Genomic DNA, 18,179 nt, shown 5'->3' with positions numbered 1-18,179 from the left:
GTGATCAGGGGTCTGATCCGCCCGGCCAACGGGCCGTCCCATAGTGTTGCCCCGCGCAAGTTCGTGGAGGGTGCCGGAGGACGAGCCTGGACGCGTCGGTTGTGTCAGGCGAATGCGAAATGCGCGGCGGCTTCCGGGGGCGTGGTTGCTTGGCGGCGTCCGGGAACGTCGTGGACGGCGGTTGCGCCCTCGGAGCACAGTTGGTCGGCGGCGGCGTGTCGGGCCATGATCGCGGCGTAGGCGCGGATGTCTGCGGCGGTGATGTCGGTGCGGCCTCGCTTCGCGTGCTGCTGGAGGAGGTCGGCGAGGTCCGGGTTGAATCGCAGTATGGTCACCGGGGCGTTGAAGCGCCTGGCGATGGCGATGAGTCGTGCGCGCGGCTGTGGGGTGACATTGGTGGACTCGGCGACTGCGCTGGTCCGGTCGCGAGCCTGGCGACGATTCTGCGGTCGCGTTCCTCGAAGATCCGAGCGTCCGCCGCGTCGGAGTCCGCTTCAGCGGGTGAGGTGACGAAATGAGGAACATCTGCGATGGCAGGGGTCCTCTCCCGTCGCCGGGCTGCACGGAAAGCTGGTGGGCATGAAGCGGGGTGACATAGAGTCATCTGTGACGCATGGGGGGGCAGGTCGGCGATGACCGGACGTATGGATCCACAACACATCGGTCCGTACACGGTGCTGCGCAGGCTCGGCGGCGGCGGAATGGGTTTGGTGTATCTCGGCGTCGGCGGAACGGGGAGCGCCCACGGGCTCGCGGCCGTGAAGGTGATCCGCCCCGAGTACGCCGAGGACCGGCAGTTCCGGCGCAGGTTCGCCCACGAGGCGCGGGCCTCGGCACGGGTCTCCGGCCCCGGAATCGCGTCAGTGCTGTCCGACGGGGTGGACGAGAATCCGCCGTGGCTGGCTACCGAGTTCGTCCCCGGCCCTTCACTGGGCGAGGCCGTCCGTGCGTACGGGCCGCTGGAGGTGCGCCGGCTCGGTCTTCTCCTGGCGGCGGCCCTGCGGCGGATACATGTGTCCGGGCTGGTGCACCGTGACCTCAAGCCGTCCAACGTGATGATGGGCGGCGACGGCCCGGTGATCATCGACTTCGGGATCGCCCGCGCGTGCGAGGACACCCGGCTGACCCGGACCGGTGTCATCGGTACGTCCGGATACATCGCTCCGGAGTACCTGCAGCACGGCCGGTTCGACGCCCGTTCCGACGTGTTCGCGCTCGGCGCGGTGCTGGCGTTCGCGGCATCGGGGCAGTCGCCGTACGGCACAGGCCACCCGGCGGCCGTCGATGTCCGGGTCCTGTCCGAGGACCCGGACCTGACGGGTATCGATCCGCCCGTGGCCGATCTGTTGCGCGCCTGTCTGGCCCGGGACCCCGCCGAACGCCCCACACCGGCAGGGCTGGAGACCGCGCTGGCCGGTCTGCCCGGCGGTGCGCCGCCCTGGCCCCCGCCCGCGCTCGCCGCGGAGATCGCCCGCCGGACCAGGGAGGCCGCCGAGCAGGTCAGGTATGAGCCGACAGTGGTGGACCCGGCCTCCGATCCGCTGCACGGCGCCCGGACCCGTACCGCAGCACGGCCCGCGCCGCCGGTGCCGCGACCGCAACCGTCGTCGCAGCGGAGTCCTCGGCCGGACCCGCCCCTCCTGCAGCGCTTTTCTCCGCCGGCGGGCTCCGCTCGCCGACGGCTGCCCCGCCGAAAGCTGCTGCTCGGCCTCGCGGCGTTGTCGGCGACCGGAGCCGGGGCCTACACATTGGCCGGAGTCTTCCAGGAGGAGCAGCCGGACCCGCGTCAGAACTGGCGCTTCGCACCGGGGAGCGAGATGGGCAACGCGACGATGGCGGGTGGCACGCTCTATCTCGGGAGTTACAAGAACAGCAACCTGTACGCGGTCGACGCGGCCACCGGCCGCCAACGGTGGGCTTACACCGCAGAGAGCCACATGGCCGACCAACCCGCGGTCCTCGGTGGCACGGTCTTCGCGGCGAGCTCGGAGGGCAAACTCCATGCGGTCGATGTCGCCACCGGCAGCCGCCGCTGGTCCGTACTTCTGGCCAGTCTCGGAGGGGTCTCAGTGGCGGCGGGCGACAAACTCGTTTACGCCCGCGCCACAGACGGCTACCTGTACGGCTTCGACCCCGCCACCGGCCGCCACCGCTGGCGCTTCCAGACGGGGGAGGGCATGCCCACGGGTCGGACCCCCGTCGTGGCAGGCACCGTTTTCGCCATGACCAACAATGGCATGCTGCACGCCGTGGACGGCTCCACGGGCAGGCCCCGATGGAAATTCTCCGGCACCGGCGACACGACCACCGGCTCGCCCGCCGTCCACGGCGGTACGGTCTGCCTGGGCACGGAGGAGCACTGGGTGCACGCCCTGGATACCGCGTCGGGCCGACAGCGCTGGAAGCGCCGACTCGGGGGCAGCATCAATGACGTCCATGTGCAGGGCAACGCCGTCTACGTCCACTGTCAGGACCGGTTTCTCTACGGCCTGGACGCGAGGACGGGCAAACAGCGCTGGCGGTGCGAGATCGGCGCGGGCACCGAGGGAGTCGCCGTCGTCGGGGACACCGTCTACGCGGGGAGGTCCCATCCGAGCAAGCTCCTGGCTCTCGACTCCCGTACGGGAAAACCGCGCTGGGAGGTGCCGCTGAGGGATCCGTCCGCCTTGCCGTGGAGCGAGGACGAAGCCCGGATTTCCTCGGAGATCCACATCAGCGGCCGCAACGCGTACTTCACCGCTCTCGGTCTGTACTCGTTCCGCATCGATTCCTGACTCGCCGCGGCTACGCCGCCCTCCAGGCCTCCGCATCCGTACCGGCCCGTCCCACGCCCCGTGAGCTGACCACCCTGCTATCGCGAGATCATCAGCCGGTTCTGCGTCACCCACGTTCAAGTCACGCCGGGAGCAAGGCGCTTGACTTCCCGCAGGGTGGGGGCGGTCTCAATGCTCTGGATGCCAGGTAGCCGGCTGATGCGCTGGTCGATGTAGTCGTACAGGTCGGCCGGGTCCCGGAAGATGCCGCTGGCTACCAGGTTGGACGTGCCGGTGATGGCTGCGGCGAAAGCGATCTGCGAGTGGGTGGCAAGGGTTTCCCCCACGATGCGCAGGTGCGCGGGGGCAACGTTCAGCCAGATCCGGGTGGCCATGTGGTAGCCGAGGAGCTGCGGATCGAAGTCGACAGAGAGATTCAAGGCACCCTCGCCGCGGAGGCGGTCGAGGTGGCGTTGGACGCTGGACGGGGAGCGGTCGGCGGCCGCGGCGAGTTCGGGCAGCGTTGCACGGCCCTCTCGGGCCAGCTCGGTGAACAGAATGTGATCGGTTGCGTCCAAGCTGAGCGGGGCGACGGTGGATGAGCCGGAATCCACCGCAGCTGCAGTGCCTTCCGGCTCGAACCGGGTGGCGTGCCAGGTGCTGGTCGCACCGACGAAGATGCGCATCATGCAGTGAGCGCTGACGGAGAGCACCCGCGGGGTGCGGGGGAGCTTCTCCAGCAGCAGTACGTTGCGCTCGTCAGCCGTACGGGCGTTGAGCGCGCAGTAGAGCTCGGCACCGCCGGAAGCGAGGGTGACCCAGCTGGTATCGGGACGGCGGGCGAGGGCGTCGGCGATGGTTCCGACGGTGTCCGGGGTGCAGTGCAGGCGCAGCAGCCACCGGCTCAGGCCCAGACGAGAGGAGACGGGCTGGCCGACGATGCGCAGTCCGAGGGCGCGCAGCCGTTGGTATCGGCGGGCAACGGTGCGTTCGGAGACACTGCGGTCTCGCGCAATGCGGCTGAAAGGGGCGCGGCCGTCGAGCTGGAGGGCCCGGAGCAGGTGCTGGTCGAGGTCGTCCATGGTGTCGTGATCCACCGGTACACCTCATTTCTTCGCCGGATGATCCCGAATTCAAGCGTACGGCTTGGGCCGGAACGGGACGGACCTGGATGGTCGACCAGGTCATTGTCCGCCCGGTCCGGGAGTTGGGAATCCATGCGTATCTGGGGTCCGTTGGCCGCCATCTGCCTGGGCACGTTCATGTTGCTCGTCGACGTGACGATCGTGCTGGTGGCACTGCCGGCCATATCGGAGTCGCTGGGCTCGTCACTGTCCCAACTGCAATGGGTAGCCGACGGGTACGCGCTCGCGGTGGCGGCCGCCCTGCTGGGCGCCGGGATGCTGGCCGACCTTCACGGTCGACGCCGGATGTACGCGGGTGGGCTGGTCGTCTTCGCGCTGGCATCGGTTGCCTGTGCACTGTCGCCGGGCATGGCCGTACTCATTGCCGCCCGCATCGTGCAGGGACTGGGTGCTGCGGCGATGTTCACGACCACTCTGTCCCTGATCAGCACCCTGTACTCGGGCCGCCGCCTGTCCCTGGCCTTCAGTACCTGGGCGGCCGTCGCCGCCAGCGCTTCCGCCCTGGGACCGGTCCTGGGCGGCCTGCTCACCCAGACTCTGGACTGGCGATGGATCTTCTACGTCAACGTCCCCGTTACCGTGACCGCCCTGATCACGACCTTCCGATACATCCCCCGCACCGCACCACCGGTGCGGGACACCTCACGGCGCCTGGACGTCCCCGGCCTGGTGCTGTTCGCGATCGGCGCGGGTGGGTCCGTCTACGCCCTGACCGAGGCACATGTTCGAGGGTGGGCATCGGCAGGGACGCTGGTGCCACTGGGAGCAGCGCTGGGCGCTTTCGTCGGCTTCCTGCGAGTGCAACAGCTCCGCCGTCACCCTCTGCTGGACCTGTCGCTGTTCCGCCGGCCCGCGTTTACCGCTGCGATGCTCACCATTGCGGTCGGCGAGGGCACCGTCTACGGGATCATGCCGTACACCTCCCTGTGGCTGCAGTCCGTGCAGCACCTCTCCCCGCTCGCCGCCGGTCTGGTCGTGCTGCCGCACGCGGCGGCCGCCGGTTCGGTGGCGGTGCTGGGTGCAGGCCGGAGACTCAAGCCCTCCCCTCGCCTGGGCGCCGCTCTCGGGCTCGCTCTCGCGGGTCTCGGGGTCGGCGCCGAGGGCTTCCTGGGGCCGGAGTCGGGCTGGCCTGTCCTGGTGGGTGGCCTGGCCCTGAGTGGGGTCGGCATGGGCCTGATCTTCCAGGTCGCCGCAGCTCTCGCGCTGGGCTCCGTCCCGGCTGAGCACGCGGGTACCGCCAGTGGTATGTACAGCACCTTCGAACAGCTCGGCTACGCCCTCGGAGTAGCTGTCTTCGGAGCCCTGGCCGTCTCCGCCATGACCACATCCCTCCACAGCAAGGTTGCCGATCCCCTCGTCACCGCGCAGACCCTCTCCGGCGGCGGCGCCGATAGTCTCCTGGCCCACACCCCGGCCACTCAGCGCGCCGGTCTGGAGCACACACTCCATGCCGTGTTCGCCACCGGGCACAACACCCTTGCGCTCTCGGCCGGTGCCGTGGCCCTGGCCGGAGCCGTTCTCGTGCTGTGGCTGTCCCGACAACCTCAGGAACAACACCCCGCAGCCGCAGGCGAAACCACCACTGGCGCTCAGCCGGCCACCTCCGCCATCGAGTGAGCCCGGCGGCACCGAGTCCCCGCCAGGCGATCTGCGACACAGCGCACGGAGCGCACATCTCCTGACTCACACAGAGATCGCCATATTTCCACCGGCCGTTTCAGCATCACTTTCATCCAGGCCCTGACCATCGACGTCAAAGAAGGACGAACCATGGCCACCACCTCGATTCCCGTCATCGACCTCAGCCGCTGGACGTCGAATCACAGCGCAGACCGGGAGCGGCTCGCCGCTCAGGTCGACCACTCCCTGCAGTCCACCGGCTTCCTGCTGGTGACCGGACACGGCATCGAACCGGATCTGCCAGGCCATGTACGCGCCGCGGCATACGACTTCTTCCACATGCCCCAGGCAGCCAAGAAGCCCTACGACCAGAGCCGACGTGGCTGGATCGGCCGGGAACGGGTGACCACCGCTCGCTCCGAAGGCACCCTCACCCCGCCGGACCTGCTGGAGGTCTGGTCATGTGCCGTCGATTCCTCCGCACGGCCCGGCAACGCACAGCAGATGCCCTGCGACTGGCCCGACGAAGTCCCCACCCTGCGCCCGCTCGTCATCGCATACACCGACCGGATGCGCACCCTGGCCGACACACTTCTCGAAGTCATGGCGACCGCGCTGCGTCAGCCAGCCGACTTCTTCACCCGCCACACCAAGCGCCCGCACTGGGACTTCACGATCAACTGGTACCCGGCAGCCCATGAAACCGGCACCGCCGCTCCCGGCCAGTTCCGCGTCGGACCGCACACCGACTTCGGCCTCATCACCCTCCTGAACCGGCAGCCCGGCAAGGGCGGCCTCCAGATCTACGACGACGAAGTCGGCTGGCAGGACGCGCCCTATGAGCCCAGCGCCTACACGCTCAACATCGGCGATCTCATGGCCCGCTGGAGCGGAGACCGCTGGCGGTCCGGCCGCCACCGCGTTCTGCCGCCGCCCCCCGAGGCCCCACAGGAAGAACTCACCTCGCTGGTCTACTTTCACGCCTGCGCACCCCACACCGATATCACCTCGCTACACCGACGCAGTATCCACCCCTAGCGAGTAGCCGGGAGGGATCTCACCGGCGCTGTCACGTTGTTGGGTGTGTGAGTGCCTGATGGTGTGTCGGGTGTGGTGGGGCCGGGTCCGGCTCCGTGCTCAGGCTGCGGCGGGCAGGTCGGCGACGCCGGTGACCTGGTCCCAGATGGCGAAGCGGATGGTCATCTCGGTGCGGTATTCGGGGGCTGTCATCAGGTGGCGGTGGGGTCGGAAGTGGGGTGAGATGCCGCTGAACGCGGACAGGAACTGCTGGGCTCCGCCGGCGCTACGGAAGCCTTTCATGGCGCGTTCGCGCTGCCGGGTGGGCTGGTGGCTGTTCTCTGCCCGGTTGTTGAGGCCCTTGTGGGAGCGGTGCTCGACGGAGGGCATGACCTCGCGGTGGGCCGCGCCGTAGGAGCGGAGCTTGTCGGTGACGATCACCCTCGGCACCGAGCAGGTTCTCTTGAGCAGTTTGCGGAAGAAGCGCCGGGCCGCGGCCTTGTCCCGGCGGGACTGGACCAGGATGTCGAGCACGTTGCCGTCGGCGTCGACGGCCCGCCACAGGTACTTCGTCTCTCCGTTGATCTTCACGAAGACCTCGTCCAGGTGCCACTTGTCGCCGGGCCGGGGCCGCCTCCGGCGCCGGCCGTTGGCGTAGGCCTGCCCGAACTTCGCACACCAGCGGCGGACCGTCTCGTGGGAGACGGCCACGTCGCGCTCGAGCATCAGCTCCTCGACCTCGCGGAACGACAGCGGGAAGCGGCGGTACAGCCACACACAGTGGGCAATGACCTCGACCGGGTACCGGTGTCCCTTGTACGACGGCGATGCGCTGTCCACGGACGACCCCTCCCAGCATGACCAACCAGAAGATCATCCCACCCGGTCAGTCAACGTGACAGTGCCGGCCACTCTGAAGACGCTCAATCAGCGCGTTTCTGCTGGCGGGTTCGACTTCTTCCCTGCGTCGATGTTGTCTGCGGGGACACGTCCGCGTTCCGGAACGTTGTAGCCGTGATCGCGGGCCCTGGTGCGGACGTCCTGGGTGTGGAGGGTGGTATTTGGTTCGGTGGCGGGGTGGTGCGGCTGCGTGGCCGCGGGTTGGTGGGGGGCTGCCCTGGCGGGTGTGAAGACGGGGCCGTGGTCGAGGAAGTCTTCGGGGAACATGGGGATGGTGGCTCGGCCGCTGAGCACGGTGGTGAGGAAATCGGTGAGGTTGCCGTCGTGGGTGTACCAGCGTGTGCCGCGGGCTTCGTTGACGGCCACGTGCCAGGTGTCGGGCGCGTTGGTGGGGTCGGTGATCCAGAAGAGGTACTCGCCATTGTCGGTGACGCCGATGGCGAACAGGTCCTGCGGGTCACAGGGGGCGGATGGGTCGCCCTGGGCTCGTGTTTGTTCGAGCTGGGTGCGGACGGCGGCGGGCATGGGTCCGGTGAGGCTGACCCATTCTGTTGCCCCTGCGGGGTGGTAGAGATGGAGGTAGCCGCAGAAGGTTCCGGGTCCGTAGGTGTCGGCGATCTCTTTGTAGTCGGAGGGCAGGCGTACTCCGAGGATGCCCTCCACTTCCGGCCAGTTGCTGGGGGGCGGTGTGGTGGAAGGCGGCGGAGAGAGCTGAGTGAGGTTGCTGATAAGGGTCATGGGACTAGTCCTCGGCGGTGTCTCTGCTGCTGGCCATGAGCGGGATTGTCCAGGATTTCATCAATGATGACGTTGCCCTTATATCGAAGGCCTCGAGCTGTATGTATTGGGGGACGGAGTCCTTGGGCGTGCAGATCATTAACTCGTCTTCTTGATCTTGCTTTGATTGTGGTCGGAAGCGAAGAACGTCGTGACGTCGGCTGGTGTGCGGAAGCGGGCGGTGGAGGCATTGATGTGCTGGCCGTGTGCTTCGAGGAGTGGGCGGACTTCCTGACTCGCTCGGCAGATGGTCATGGCAGTGACGCCGAAGAGTTGGCCCAGGAGGTTCATAGTGGCGAGTTTGCGCAAGTGGAGCACGGTGGCCAGGATCCGGTCGGCCGGGGTGAGTTTGGCTTTGGCGCCTGTTCCGGGGGCGACCAGACGCTCGTGGCCGCGACGGCCGCGGAGCACTTCCTCGCGTTGAAGCTCCAGCGCCGGCGTCAGGGTGTCGATGAGTTGGCTGAGTTGTTGACGGGTCATGCCGGTCAGCTCAGGGTCCCGCAGTGAACGCCGCGTGAGGCGATCCGGCCTGTTCGTTGGGGGCTGGTCTGATGTGCTGTTGTTCTCCGTCGCACCCAGAGGATGCTGGGGGTGCAGGGTGTAGTTCCAGTCGCTGTGGAAGCGGTGGCGGGTGATCGGCATAGGGCTGTGGTGCGGGCTGCGACTGATCACCGGCATCCTGCAGGACGCCCGCATCCGGAAGGGAAGCACCCTTGTCGAGTCGTGGCGCTCCGATCCCGAGCGCCGGCAATTCGGTTTGCCGGCACCGTACGCCGAGTTCGTGCGCATCCCGATCGGCTCATGGTGGATGCGGCTGCTGACGCCAGCGACCGTCCTCGGGCTGCTCTTCCTCATGGGCGGCGCGGCGAACATCGGCAGCGCGACCGCGTCGGACGAGCGGCGCTTCTTCATCGGCTTGGCTGTGGTCGCCGCAGCCCTCCTGCTCTCCAGCATCATGCTTCGGCTGGTCGTCGGCCGGCGATCGCCAGCACCCATAACCTACTCAGCGAACTGCAGGGTCCGAAAGCAGCCGAACAAGCCCAGTGATCCACAGGTTGTCGCCTGCGGTGTCGCAGGTGGCTGATCAGCGGGAGGCGACGTGAGACGACGGATCGGACGGACGGCGGCGGCAGGGGCGGTCGCCGTTGCCCTTTTCAGCAGCTTCGGCTGCCAGGTGAGCAGCGTGCCCAAGGAGGGCCCGCTCGACGGCAGGGGCGGCAACTCGTCGTTCAGTCCAGCGGGCGCGGAGAAGATCGCGAGTACACGGAAGGCCCACCTCGACTGGAGCAGCGGCCACCTGCTCAAGTCCGAGGTGGGCCTCGCCTCCGCCGACGACAGCGCCACCTGGGCCTCCACCCACGACCGGCAGCACCCGATCGCGGTCACCATCGATGCACCGCACGGCTCGGTCGCGCTGCGAGCCGACGACATCGCCGTCGAGGACTACCCGGGCGACTCGGAGATCAGGAGCGTCACCCTGCGGCTGCACCCGCGCGACAACGACGCACTCGTGGCGGAGCTGCGCGCCGGCGTCGCGTTGTACGGGCTCGAGGGGGGCGTGGTCGAGAGCTGGATCTCCTCCTTCGCCAACGACCCACAGCGCACCTGCACGCGGCTGGGCTGGTCGACCCGACCGGGCACCAGTACCGGCCTGGACGTCGGCTACACGATCCAGTGCGACTGGGACGGCCCCGAGCAGATCCGGCTGGTCCTGGTCGACGTGGGGCCGAGCTGAGCGGTCGCGGGCGTCAGCTTGAGCACGCGGAGCGACGTCCTGTTCGCGGCGGGCCTCCACGGGCTCCAGGATCTCCGCGAGATCCCGGCCGACCGAGGCATCCTGCCACGGTCGCATTGCCCGCTCCAGGGTGACCAGTTCCCGCCGCATCCTGGCCGACCGGGTCTCTACCGCGATCGTCGCTGCGGCTCGGGCAATCTCCACCGCCTGGTACGGCTCACGCGCAGCTGCCGCAGCTGTCGCCTGGCGGGCCATATATACCCCGCGGTCGCGGCGAGCGGTCTCCGACACGATCTCAAATACCTGTGACCACAGGCGGCCCGCTTCTGCGCCGAGCCCCAGAGGGCATCTGCCCGCGGTACTGCCGGACCGCCCGCTGCCGATTACCCACACCCACGCGCAAAACCTCCAGCTCAGGGGGTGTTGCGACGACCGGTTGAATCCGCCCAATACACGAGCGCCGCGTTCGCCGACGCCTGCGAACGAGCCAGCGCCGCGCGACCAGAAGCATGAGCGCGGTCGGCAGCTCGGCGGACAACGCCGCCGCGGAGAGCTGGAACGCGTCCATGAAGAGGGAGACGCTCAAGGGCGCGAAGGCGTGGCCCACTGCCCGCCACGCCAGGCTCGCGGCCTTCCGCTGGGCCAGCCGCTACAACACCCGACGCCGCCACTCCCGCCTCGGACAACGCTCCCCGATCGCCTACGAGAACACCTTCTTCGAACCCTCAACTACACTTCCCCAAACCGCATATCCCCGTGTCCAACGTCCGGGGTCAAGCCCCCGGATGACAGGGAAACCGTCATGTCCAGCTCGGCGGGAGGCCGCGGAACAGGACCTGCCACGGCAGGCACCTCGCCTCGCGGCCGACCCAACGTCCTGGCTCGCCAGCTCCAGTCACGGCCTGGAGCCTGACCCGCTCCCGCGCAGCTCTCTCGGCGTCGGTCAAGCCCCCGCCCTGCGGATATTTCACCTCATCAGGACTACCGAAGCCACCTGCCTGCTGTCCGACGAACAGCCCGACATCACCCGATCAAGGTCAGTAGCAGAAGGCATCCAGGGGGATGCAGCCGAGCATGAGGCAGATACCGAATCAGAGGCCCGCGACGGTGTTGCCGGGGCGCAGAACGACGGCTTCGCACACCCGTGAGAGCCTAGGACGGTGAAAGCGAAGTGCGCTCCCCTGGGCGATGAGCGGCGCGACCGCGGCCCCGAGCTGCCACCGACCCGCAGCGTCCTGATCACTGGCGGCCTGGTGCGCGTGTCGGGCGCAGCGGCCGTGGGCTGCGGGGCGCTGTTCGGTCTGCTTCCCGTCCTCGCGCTCATCGGCAGACTCGGTCTCCCCGACAACCCGCCAGGTTTCGTGCCGGTGTTCGGCGGCCCGCTCATCGCTGCGGCGCTGGGCATCGCCGTCTTCCTGATCGTGCTCGGCTATGCCCTGACCCTCCATCAGCTGGCGCTCGCCGGCATGTACGCACCAGCTGAGGACTCGTCGGCGCTGAGGAATGCGGTAGAGGTGCGTGGCCGCGTCACACGCACGCCGTTCTTCCCGGCGGTCGTGACGAGCATCGTCATCGGCTTCCTGCTCCTGGCAACGGCCGGCATCCTGCTCGCCGCGTCCGCCTGGCCGACGGTGGCGCTCACCCTGCTCCTCTCAGGCGTGCTCTGCGTCCCGGCCGTACTCGCTCTGATCGCCGCCGACCGACGGTGGAGCCGTACCGCGCCTGAGCGCCTTCCCGCACGGGCCCTGGGCGAACAGGGCCCCGCTCAGCTCCTCCTCGGCGACGCCGACACTGAACTGCGGCGGCAGGTCAAGGCCCGAGAGCGCGCCGAGGCCACCGAACTCGACCATGCGACCAGCCCCGTGCTCGTCACCCTCGCCATCGCGAGCCTCGCCATGATGAGCCCCTCACTCTCACCCACGGCTGCCATCTGGAGACAGGTGCAGCTGGTCGGCGTCGGACTCGGCGTCCTGTGCCTGCTCGTACTGCTCGGCATCAGGGTGCTCCAGATCCGGCGACTGCGACGCACTCTTGTACGGGTGCGCCGCGGGGGCGCGGACGTGTCCGACATCGACCGCGCGCACGCGATCACCGCGACGACGGCCCAGGCGTCCGAGCTGCACGCGGCGACAACCGTCTGGGCTCTGCTCGGCGCCGCAGTGCTCGGCACTGTGGTCCACCGGACCGCGGATGTCGCGCCGGTACTGATCGTCGCCGGCGTCTGGGCGCTCGGCTTCGCCGTGCTCATCGCGCTGTCGATGCGTTCGGACGCTGCCGCCCCAATGCTCCGGGAGGAGTTCGGCTACCGGCTCCCGACCAAGACCTCCGGAAACGACAACACCTGGCACTGAGATGCCGTCGCCAGCCGACGAGCAGCCAGAACAGCTCTCAATTCACGCTCGTGACTCGGCATCGGACCGTGGTTCTGCAGCATCCCGAAGCCGCCCTTGTTCAGTGGGGTACGCGGGGCGCAACTCGCGTTGCGGGCTTCCCTCGTGGAATGCGGGGCGTTCCCGGCACGGCTCGGCGCACACGAACCCTTCAGAGAACTGATCGCGGGAGTAGAGGCCGCACTCGATCTCCGGGCACACCAGGCCGGTACGCTTTCCCGTCACGCCGCCTATCTCCACCAGCGGACCACGGGAAGAATGGGGAGACTGACCCCTCACCACCGCGAAACCCCAGGTCAAAATCACAATCTGAGATCTCTACCGAACCCGGGGCGGTTCAGGGCCTCCTGCGCCAGACCCAGGAGTTCCCGCCCAGGTCCGAGCACCGCGAGGTCTGTCCGGGTCACCGGACGGTGAAGCCGGCTGCCTCGGTGTCCAAGGTCGTGGTGCCGTCCTGCGCGGTGGCCAGGACGGCGACGTGCCAGGCACCGCGCGGGGACGACGCAGCGACGGCACTGGTGACCTTGGCGGTGTAGGTGCAGCGCACGGCGTCCTTCCCGGAGGGCTTGCAATCGGCCGACTCCACTGCGGCCATGTCCTTGGCGGTCAGACCCTTCTTGGCGAAGGACGAGTTCTGCGGCCAGGCCAGTACCTTCACGCTCTTGACACCGGAGGACGCCGTGACTTCGGTGGCGAAGGCCAGCGCGCCGTCCCGGTCCCCGTCGGGAGCGGTGTAGCGGGCGGCGCTGTGCGTCAGCGCCGGAGCCGGCTCTGCGGCCTGGGCGAAGGCGAAGGCACCGGCACCGGCACCGGCTCCACCGAGAAGAACGACACCACCAACAACGGACAGAGCAACACGTCGGGACATGGGATTCTCCGTGACTGTCTCAGCACTGAATCGGGTCGGCGCCGCTCTGATGCGGCGCTGCACCGATACTCCCCGCGCGAGGATTCGCCGGACATGGGCGCGCGTACTCAATCCGACCTGAGTGGTCGGTCAGGGGATTTTGGGGTACGGGCGTGCAGCTCGGCGTGCACGGGGGCGATGGACATCTCCTCGGCGGGCGCGGGGGGCGTTGCGGCGTGGTCTGCCTCTGCGGCTTTTGTTGCCGTGTACTCCTCGGCGCCGGCTGTACGTCTGCGTCGGCCGGTCTGGTCGGTGAGCCGGTGGCGGATCTCCGGTGCGTGGGGGGAGGCCCAGATCTGGATGAGGTGCTGTTCCAGGACGGTGTCGTCCTCCTCGGCGTGGATGTCGCCGACCGCAGATGCGGCGTCGCGTCCCTGGGCGTGGATCCGGAACCTCCACCGCTGGTACGCCTCCTCGTCTCCGAGAAGGGGCGCTTCTGCCAGGTCTTCGGAGAGGGGGTCGCCGACGAGCGGTCCCTCGGTCCGGAAGTACAGGCTGATCTCAACGACTTCGCCCCAGCCTTCCACGCTCAGGGGGGGGCCGGGTAGGCGGTCACGTCGAAGGCGATGTCGACGTGACCGTAGGAGGTCCCGGTCAGGACGGTTGCGTAGGTGGACTCCGCGTTGGTGGAGACGAGCCCGTTGCCCGCGAGAGTGCCGTCGATGTCCTGGCCGGGTTCTTCGGCGTCCGTGTCCAGCAGAACGTACTGGTGGTTCGACACCTGAACACGGGCAGCGCCCTGAACCGTCATCGTCTCTCCGTCCTCTCGGTCCTCCGATCGCCGTGCTGCGGCCCGCCCACCCGGACAAGGTGAGCGAGCCGCGGCACGGCGTGTGCGCTGCGGGTCAGACCGCGACCCAGAAGCCGTCCTTGTTCACGAGACGCTCCTGCTTGTACACGCATCGACGTCCTCGTCAACAACGCCGGCTACGGCTCCTACGGCGCCATGGAGGAGGTCCCCCCGGACGAGGCCCGCGCGCAGATCGACGTCAACCTTTTCGGCCTGGCCCGCATGACCCAGCTCGTCCTGCCCCACATGCGCGCCCAGGGTTCCGGCACCGTCGTGAACATCAGCCCGGTGGGCGGCCGGTTCGCCACCCCGCTGGGGGCCTGGTACCACGCCAGCAAGTACGCCGTCGAGGGCCTCAGCGACGCGCTCCGCCTGGAGCTGAAGCGGTTCGGCATCGACGTCGTCGTCCATGGGCCTGCTCGCCGTCGGCGAACTGCGCGGCGCCGGTCGCGAGGTGGACGCCGAGGCCCTGGCGCGTATCTCCCCGGCCCGCAGCTCGGTGGTCAACTACTACGGCTCCATCACCGTCGACTACGAACACGAGCTCGCCCAGCTCGACGAGCGGGGCCACGGCCCCTGCGAACCGTGGCAGTGGCCGAGCCCGGATCCAGGTTGTAGCGGCAATCAGCCCGCAGAGCCCGGGCCGCCTTGTTTTCCGGTGTCAACCGCTGACGGTCGTCGTGCGCGGGTCGCCTTCTGGGCCCAGGACGCGGCGCGGTTCTCGTATAACTGCCGCAGCCCGACAAGTAACGCTAAGTAACTATCGCTCGACGGCCCGTCTCAGGGCAGCCCCGGGAGGCAAAACAGCCCCGGGGCCAGCCCTGAGGACCGGTCACTTTCGCCAGAACAGATGGTGCGTCACCCCGCTCGGGCTGGGAACGACCTCCAGGTGGAACCGGTCGAGCAGCTCATCGGGGGACTCCCAGAGTCGTACTCCGGATCCGAGCTTCAGCGGCGAGACCGCCACGTGCAGGGTGTCGACGAGGTCGGCGTCGAGGAACTGCCGGATGGTGGTAGCCCCGCCGCCGAGTCGGACGTCCTTGCCCTGCGCCGCCTCCCGGGCCTGTTCGAGGACCGTGGCAGGGTCGCCGTCGACGAAGTGGAACGTGGTGTCGGAGAGAGTGAACGAAGGACGCTTGTGGTGAGTCATGACGAACACCGGGGTGCGGAACGGGGGCTCGTCACCCCACCAGCCGCGCCACTCGTGGTTGTGCCAGGGCCCGCGCTGGGGACCGAACTTGTTGCGGCCCATGATTTCGGCGCCGATGTTGCGGGCGTAGTCCCGCGTGAGGTAGTCGTCGAGACCCCGGCTGCCCCCGGGGTCGGTGCGCATGGGCCAGCTCGCCGTGGCGCCGGCCCAGGCGAACAGCCTCTCGGGCTCGACATGACCGAATGGCCTCTCGAGGGTCTGGTCCTCACCGGCACCGATTCCGTCACTCGAGACGTTGAAGTTCTGGACTCTCAGTAGCTGAGCCACGTGTTCCTCCTGTGATGGCAATAACAATGGTGAGACTTGGATCGTCACCGTGAGGTCGGAGCCGATCGACGGATCTTGACCCGTACCGGCAGAATCATCTGATCTGCTGAACCCGACACCGGCATGTCAAGAGCGGTCGGCCCGCGACGACCACCCGTTGATGGGGCCCGACCGGGCGCCACGACGGTGAGGAGTTGGACATGAAGTTCCTGCTGATCATGCACATCAACCCGGCCATCATGGAGGAACTGACCGAGGCCGAGCGCCAGGAGATCATGGAAGGCCACGGCGAGTTCATGAAGACGCTCCGCGAGTCCGGCGAGATGATCAGCACCGAGGCGCTGGCCGACCCGTCCCAGAGCTCGGTGGTCCGCGTCCGCGACGGGGTGCCGGTCATCACCGACGGTCCCTACCTGGAGGCCAAGGAGTTCCTGGGCGGCTACTACCTGGTCGACGTCGCGAGCAGGGACCGTGCGCTGGAGCTGGCCGCGATGATCCCGGACGCCCGGTTCAACGGCCTGGGCATCGAGGTCCGCCAGGTGATCTTCTCCGGTGGCCCGACCGCGTGAGCGCCGACGCCACCGTCGAGGGCCTGCTGCGCGCGCTCGCGCCACAGGCCCTCGGCGCGCTGTTGCGCCGGTACGGGCAGTTCGACCTGAGCGAGGACGCCGTGCAGGAGGCGCTGCTCGCTGCGGCGACACGCTGGCCGACCGAGGGCGTCCCCGACAACCCGCACGGCTGGCTAACCACGGTCGCCGGCCGCCGCCTGGTCGACCAGATTCGCAGCGAACAGGCCCGGCGCCGACGCGAGGACGAGGTGGCCGCCCGGGAGCCGGACCGGACATCGCCCGGCCCCGGCGAGGACACCCCGGCCAACCGGGACGACACGCTCACCCTGCTATTCCTGTGCTGCCACCCGGCGCTGAGCCCGGCCTCGCAGATCGCGCTGACGCTGCGCGCCGTCGGCGGCCTGACCACCGCGGAGATCGCCCGCGCCTACTTCGTGCCGGAACCGACCATGGCGGCCCGGATCAGCCGGGCCAAGCAGCGGATCAAGGCCACCGGCAGCGAGTTCACCATGCCGGTCGGGCAGGATCGGGCGGAGCGACTGCGGGTCGTGCTGCACGCGCTGTACTTGATCTTCAACGAGGGCTACACCGCCAGCTCCGGCGACCGGCTACGGCGCGACGACCTGGCCGCCGAGGCGATCCGGCTGACCCGCCTGCTGCACCGGCTGCTGCCGGACGAGGGAGCGGTGACCGGCCTGCTGGCCCTGATGCTGCTCACCGACGCCCGCCGGGCCGCCCGCACCGGCCCGCACGGCGAGCTGATCCCGCTCGACGAGCAGGACCGCTCGCGCTGGGACCGCGGTCGCATCGCCGAAGGCGTCGCACTGGTCACCGACGCGATGACCCGCTCGACACTCGGCCCCTACCAGTTACAGGCCGCCATCGCCGCGCTGCACGACGAGGCGCCCAGCACCGACGAGACCGACTGGCGTCAGATCAACACGCTGTACAAGATCCTGGAGCGGCTCTCGCCGAACCCGATGGCCAGCCTCAACCGGGCGGTGGCGGTCGCCATGATTGACGGACCGCAGGCCGGCCTGGCCCTGCTGGACAAGCTGGCCGCGGACGACCGGATCACCGACCACCACCGGCTGCACGCGGTCCGCGCACACCTGCTGGAGATGGCCGGCGATCATCCGGCGGCCCGGGAGTACTACCACCGCGCCGCCCGCGGCACCACAAGCCTGACCGAGTGCCGCTACCTGGAAACCCGCGCCGCCCGACTGGCGCCCCGTCCCGCCTCCGGCTGACTATCCCCGCGCGACCCCGGCCGGGACTGCCACCGCGCCGCCCCGAGGGCCTCAAATGTCCGGAAACAATCGTCTGCCGACACTTCGGTCCGTGATCACGAACCCGCAGGTGGGCAGTGTCGGCAACCCGCGTCGGAAATCAACGTCGGAGAACGGTTCTACGGTGTAGTTTCCGAATACTCATCGGCTACTGCCGCACATCGACGGCCGACCAGAACCCCGATCATCAGATCGACGCACTTCTCTGCCACGGCGTCGACCGTGACAACATCCATGTCGACGTCGCCAGCGGCGCGAAGGCGTCTCGCCCGAAGCTCGACCTCGTCATGCAGCTGCTACGCGAGGGCGACACGCTGAAGGTGACCCGGCTCGACCGACTCTCCCGCTCCGTGGTGCACCTGGTAGCCCTCGGGGCCGAGCTGCGCGAGCGCGGCATCGGGCTGCACGCGATCGAGCAGGGCATCGACACAACCACCATGGAGGGCCGCGCGATGTTCGGGAGGCTGTTCGTGCTCGCCGAGCTCCAGCGCCAACTGATCGTGGCGAACACGAACGACGGGCTCGCCTCCGCCCGCGGCCGGGTTGACGGACGTCGGCCGAAGCTCACCGCCGACCAGGCCGCGCTCGCCCAACGGCTCTGCGACGAGCAGGAGGAGACCGTCCAGCAGATCGCCGACATGTTCGGCGCCCCCGCTCCACGGCGTACGGGCACCTCGACAAAGCCAAGACCGTCCCCCGCCAACCCAAGAAGACCATGGTCATGGAACCCTGACCGTTTGTTTGCGGCTGGTGAACCCACTACTGCTCGATAAAGCCACCTGCCCGTCTGCCCCCGAACGCGACGGACTG

At 68.7% G+C, this 18,179-nt stretch carries 18 protein-coding genes and 3 pseudogenes; 12 read left to right on the top strand and 9 right to left on the bottom strand.

Annotated elements, in window-relative coordinates; genetic code table 11:
• Positions 1-104 precede the first annotated feature (104 nt).
• Positions 105-383: pseudogene (locus ACIRJP_RS35500) on the bottom strand (ATP-binding protein); the annotation flags it as partial.
• Between the two features lie 249 nt (positions 384-632).
• On the opposite strand from ACIRJP_RS35500, the gene ACIRJP_RS35495 reads away from it, so the two are divergent.
• Positions 633-2,774, top strand: a complete 2,142-nt coding sequence (locus ACIRJP_RS35495; protein WP_404183521.1) for a PQQ-binding-like beta-propeller repeat protein — start codon at positions 633-635, stop codon at positions 2,772-2,774.
• A 116-nt stretch (positions 2,775-2,890) separates the two neighbouring features.
• Here ACIRJP_RS35495 and ACIRJP_RS35490 read toward each other — a convergent pair whose 3' ends face one another.
• A complete protein-coding gene (locus ACIRJP_RS35490) occupies positions 2,891-3,850 on the bottom strand; it encodes an Lrp/AsnC family transcriptional regulator (RefSeq protein ID WP_404183518.1) in 960 nt (319 codons plus the stop codon).
• A gap of 24 nt (positions 3,851-3,874) precedes the next feature.
• Here ACIRJP_RS35490 and ACIRJP_RS35485 point away from each other — a divergent pair, with 24 nt between their 5' ends.
• Positions 3,875-5,515: an MFS transporter gene (locus tag ACIRJP_RS35485; RefSeq protein WP_404183515.1), complete on the top strand. Its 1,641-nt coding sequence runs from the start codon at positions 3,875-3,877 to the stop codon at positions 5,513-5,515.
• 153 nt (positions 5,516-5,668) lie between these two features.
• Positions 5,669-6,556 (top strand): isopenicillin N synthase family dioxygenase, encoded by an 888-nt coding sequence (locus tag ACIRJP_RS35480; protein ID WP_404183512.1) that lies wholly within the window; start codon positions 5,669-5,671, stop codon positions 6,554-6,556.
• A 99-nt stretch (positions 6,557-6,655) separates the two neighbouring features.
• Here ACIRJP_RS35480 and ACIRJP_RS35475 read toward each other — a convergent pair whose 3' ends face one another.
• The 3 genes from ACIRJP_RS35475 to ACIRJP_RS35465 form a co-directional block, all read right to left on the bottom strand.
• On the bottom strand, positions 6,656-7,375 hold the full coding sequence (locus ACIRJP_RS35475; protein WP_404183509.1) for an IS6 family transposase: 720 nt from the start codon (positions 7,373-7,375) through the stop codon (positions 6,656-6,658).
• A gap of 87 nt (positions 7,376-7,462) precedes the next feature.
• Complete coding sequence (locus ACIRJP_RS35470) at positions 7,463-8,173, bottom strand: SMI1/KNR4 family protein (protein WP_404183506.1); 711 nt, start codon at positions 8,171-8,173, stop codon at positions 7,463-7,465.
• Between the two features lie 138 nt (positions 8,174-8,311).
• Positions 8,312-8,854, bottom strand: coding sequence for a transposase family protein (locus ACIRJP_RS35465; protein ID WP_404183503.1), 543 nt, complete (start codon positions 8,852-8,854; stop codon positions 8,312-8,314).
• Here ACIRJP_RS35465 and ACIRJP_RS35460 point away from each other — a divergent pair.
• The 4 genes and pseudogenes from ACIRJP_RS35460 (at position 8,844) to ACIRJP_RS35445 (ending at position 12,298) form a co-directional block, all read left to right on the top strand.
• Positions 8,844-9,296 (top strand): hypothetical protein, encoded by a 453-nt coding sequence (locus ACIRJP_RS35460; protein WP_404183500.1) that lies wholly within the window; start codon positions 8,844-8,846, stop codon positions 9,294-9,296. The two genes, ACIRJP_RS35465 and ACIRJP_RS35460, sit on opposite strands and share 11 nt — an antisense overlap.
• Positions 9,297-9,311: 15 nt before the next feature.
• Entirely contained in the window at positions 9,312-9,947 is a 636-nt protein-coding gene (locus tag ACIRJP_RS35455; RefSeq protein ID WP_404183497.1) for a hypothetical protein, read from the top strand.
• 441 nt (positions 9,948-10,388) lie between these two features.
• Positions 10,389-10,654: pseudogene (locus ACIRJP_RS35450) on the top strand (integrase core domain-containing protein); the annotation flags it as partial.
• Between the two features lie 453 nt (positions 10,655-11,107).
• The gene (locus ACIRJP_RS35445) at positions 11,108-12,298 is read left to right on the top strand and encodes a hypothetical protein (protein WP_404183494.1); all 1,191 of its coding nucleotides are present in this window, start codon (positions 11,108-11,110) and stop codon (positions 12,296-12,298) included.
• 442 nt (positions 12,299-12,740) lie between these two features.
• Here ACIRJP_RS35445 and ACIRJP_RS35440 read toward each other — a convergent pair whose 3' ends face one another.
• The 3 genes from ACIRJP_RS35440 to ACIRJP_RS35430 form a co-directional block, all read right to left on the bottom strand.
• Complete coding sequence (locus ACIRJP_RS35440; RefSeq protein ID WP_404183492.1) at positions 12,741-13,205, bottom strand: DUF5707 domain-containing protein; 465 nt, start codon at positions 13,203-13,205, stop codon at positions 12,741-12,743.
• 107 nt (positions 13,206-13,312) lie between these two features.
• On the bottom strand, positions 13,313-13,771 hold the full coding sequence (locus ACIRJP_RS35435; protein ID WP_404183489.1) for a hypothetical protein: 459 nt from the start codon (positions 13,769-13,771) through the stop codon (positions 13,313-13,315).
• Positions 13,772-13,773: 2 nt separating this feature from the next.
• The gene (locus ACIRJP_RS35430) at positions 13,774-13,995 is read right to left on the bottom strand and encodes a hypothetical protein (RefSeq protein ID WP_404183486.1); all 222 of its coding nucleotides are present in this window, start codon (positions 13,993-13,995) and stop codon (positions 13,774-13,776) included.
• Positions 13,996-14,190: 195 nt separating this feature from the next.
• Here ACIRJP_RS35430 and ACIRJP_RS35425 point away from each other — a divergent pair.
• A pseudogene (locus ACIRJP_RS35425) lies at positions 14,191-14,394 on the top strand (SDR family NAD(P)-dependent oxidoreductase); the annotation flags it as partial.
• A gap of 49 nt (positions 14,395-14,443) precedes the next feature.
• Positions 14,444-14,794 carry a hypothetical protein gene (locus ACIRJP_RS35420; RefSeq protein WP_404183554.1) on the top strand — a complete coding sequence of 117 codons (351 nt, stop codon included), beginning with the start codon at positions 14,444-14,446 and terminating at the stop codon, positions 14,792-14,794.
• 72 nt (positions 14,795-14,866) lie between these two features.
• Here the strand turns inward: ACIRJP_RS35420 and ACIRJP_RS35415 are convergent, their stop codons facing one another.
• A complete protein-coding gene (locus ACIRJP_RS35415; protein WP_404183483.1) occupies positions 14,867-15,511 on the bottom strand; it encodes a dihydrofolate reductase family protein in 645 nt (214 codons plus the stop codon).
• Between the two features lie 200 nt (positions 15,512-15,711).
• Here ACIRJP_RS35415 and ACIRJP_RS35410 point away from each other — a divergent pair, with 200 nt between their 5' ends.
• From ACIRJP_RS35410 to ACIRJP_RS35400, 3 genes are all read left to right on the top strand, one after another.
• On the top strand, positions 15,712-16,080 hold the full coding sequence (locus ACIRJP_RS35410) for a YciI family protein (RefSeq protein ID WP_404183480.1): 369 nt from the start codon (positions 15,712-15,714) through the stop codon (positions 16,078-16,080).
• Complete coding sequence (locus ACIRJP_RS35405) at positions 16,077-17,330, top strand: RNA polymerase sigma factor (RefSeq protein WP_404183477.1); 1,254 nt, start codon at positions 16,077-16,079, stop codon at positions 17,328-17,330. Before ACIRJP_RS35410 ends, ACIRJP_RS35405 begins: the two co-directional genes overlap by 4 nt.
• A gap of 116 nt (positions 17,331-17,446) precedes the next feature.
• Positions 17,447-18,142 carry a recombinase family protein gene (locus ACIRJP_RS35400; RefSeq protein ID WP_404183474.1) on the top strand — a complete coding sequence of 232 codons (696 nt, stop codon included), beginning with the start codon at positions 17,447-17,449 and terminating at the stop codon, positions 18,140-18,142.
• Positions 18,143-18,179 lie beyond the last annotated feature (37 nt).

This window comes from Streptomyces sp. NPDC102437 (assembly GCF_044765565.1).
GTDB lineage: Bacteria > Actinomycetota > Actinomycetes > Streptomycetales > Streptomycetaceae > Streptomyces.
Note: the sequence above shows the minus strand (reverse complement) of the source record. Positions and strands in the feature narration are given on the sequence as shown.

Coding starts and splice junctions, on each gene's coding strand:
- ACIRJP_RS35420 (WP_404183554.1), top strand. CDS start 14,444: ATGGGCCTGCTCGCCGTCGGCGAACTGCGCGGCGCCGGTCGCGAGGTG.
- ACIRJP_RS35465 (WP_404183503.1), bottom strand. CDS start 8,854: ATGCCGATCACCCGCCACCGCTTCCACAGCGACTGGAACTACACCCTG.
- ACIRJP_RS35485 (WP_404183515.1), top strand. CDS start 3,875: ATGATCCCGAATTCAAGCGTACGGCTTGGGCCGGAACGGGACGGACCT.
- ACIRJP_RS35430 (WP_404183486.1), bottom strand. CDS start 13,995: ATGACGGTTCAGGGCGCTGCCCGTGTTCAGGTGTCGAACCACCAGTAC.
- ACIRJP_RS35480 (WP_404183512.1), top strand. CDS start 5,669: ATGGCCACCACCTCGATTCCCGTCATCGACCTCAGCCGCTGGACGTCG.
- ACIRJP_RS35470 (WP_404183506.1), bottom strand. CDS start 8,173: ATGACCCTTATCAGCAACCTCACTCAGCTCTCTCCGCCGCCTTCCACC.
- ACIRJP_RS35440 (WP_404183492.1), bottom strand. CDS start 13,205: ATGTCCCGACGTGTTGCTCTGTCCGTTGTTGGTGGTGTCGTTCTTCTC.
- ACIRJP_RS35495 (WP_404183521.1), top strand. CDS start 633: ATGACCGGACGTATGGATCCACAACACATCGGTCCGTACACGGTGCTG.
- ACIRJP_RS35410 (WP_404183480.1), top strand. CDS start 15,712: ATGAAGTTCCTGCTGATCATGCACATCAACCCGGCCATCATGGAGGAA.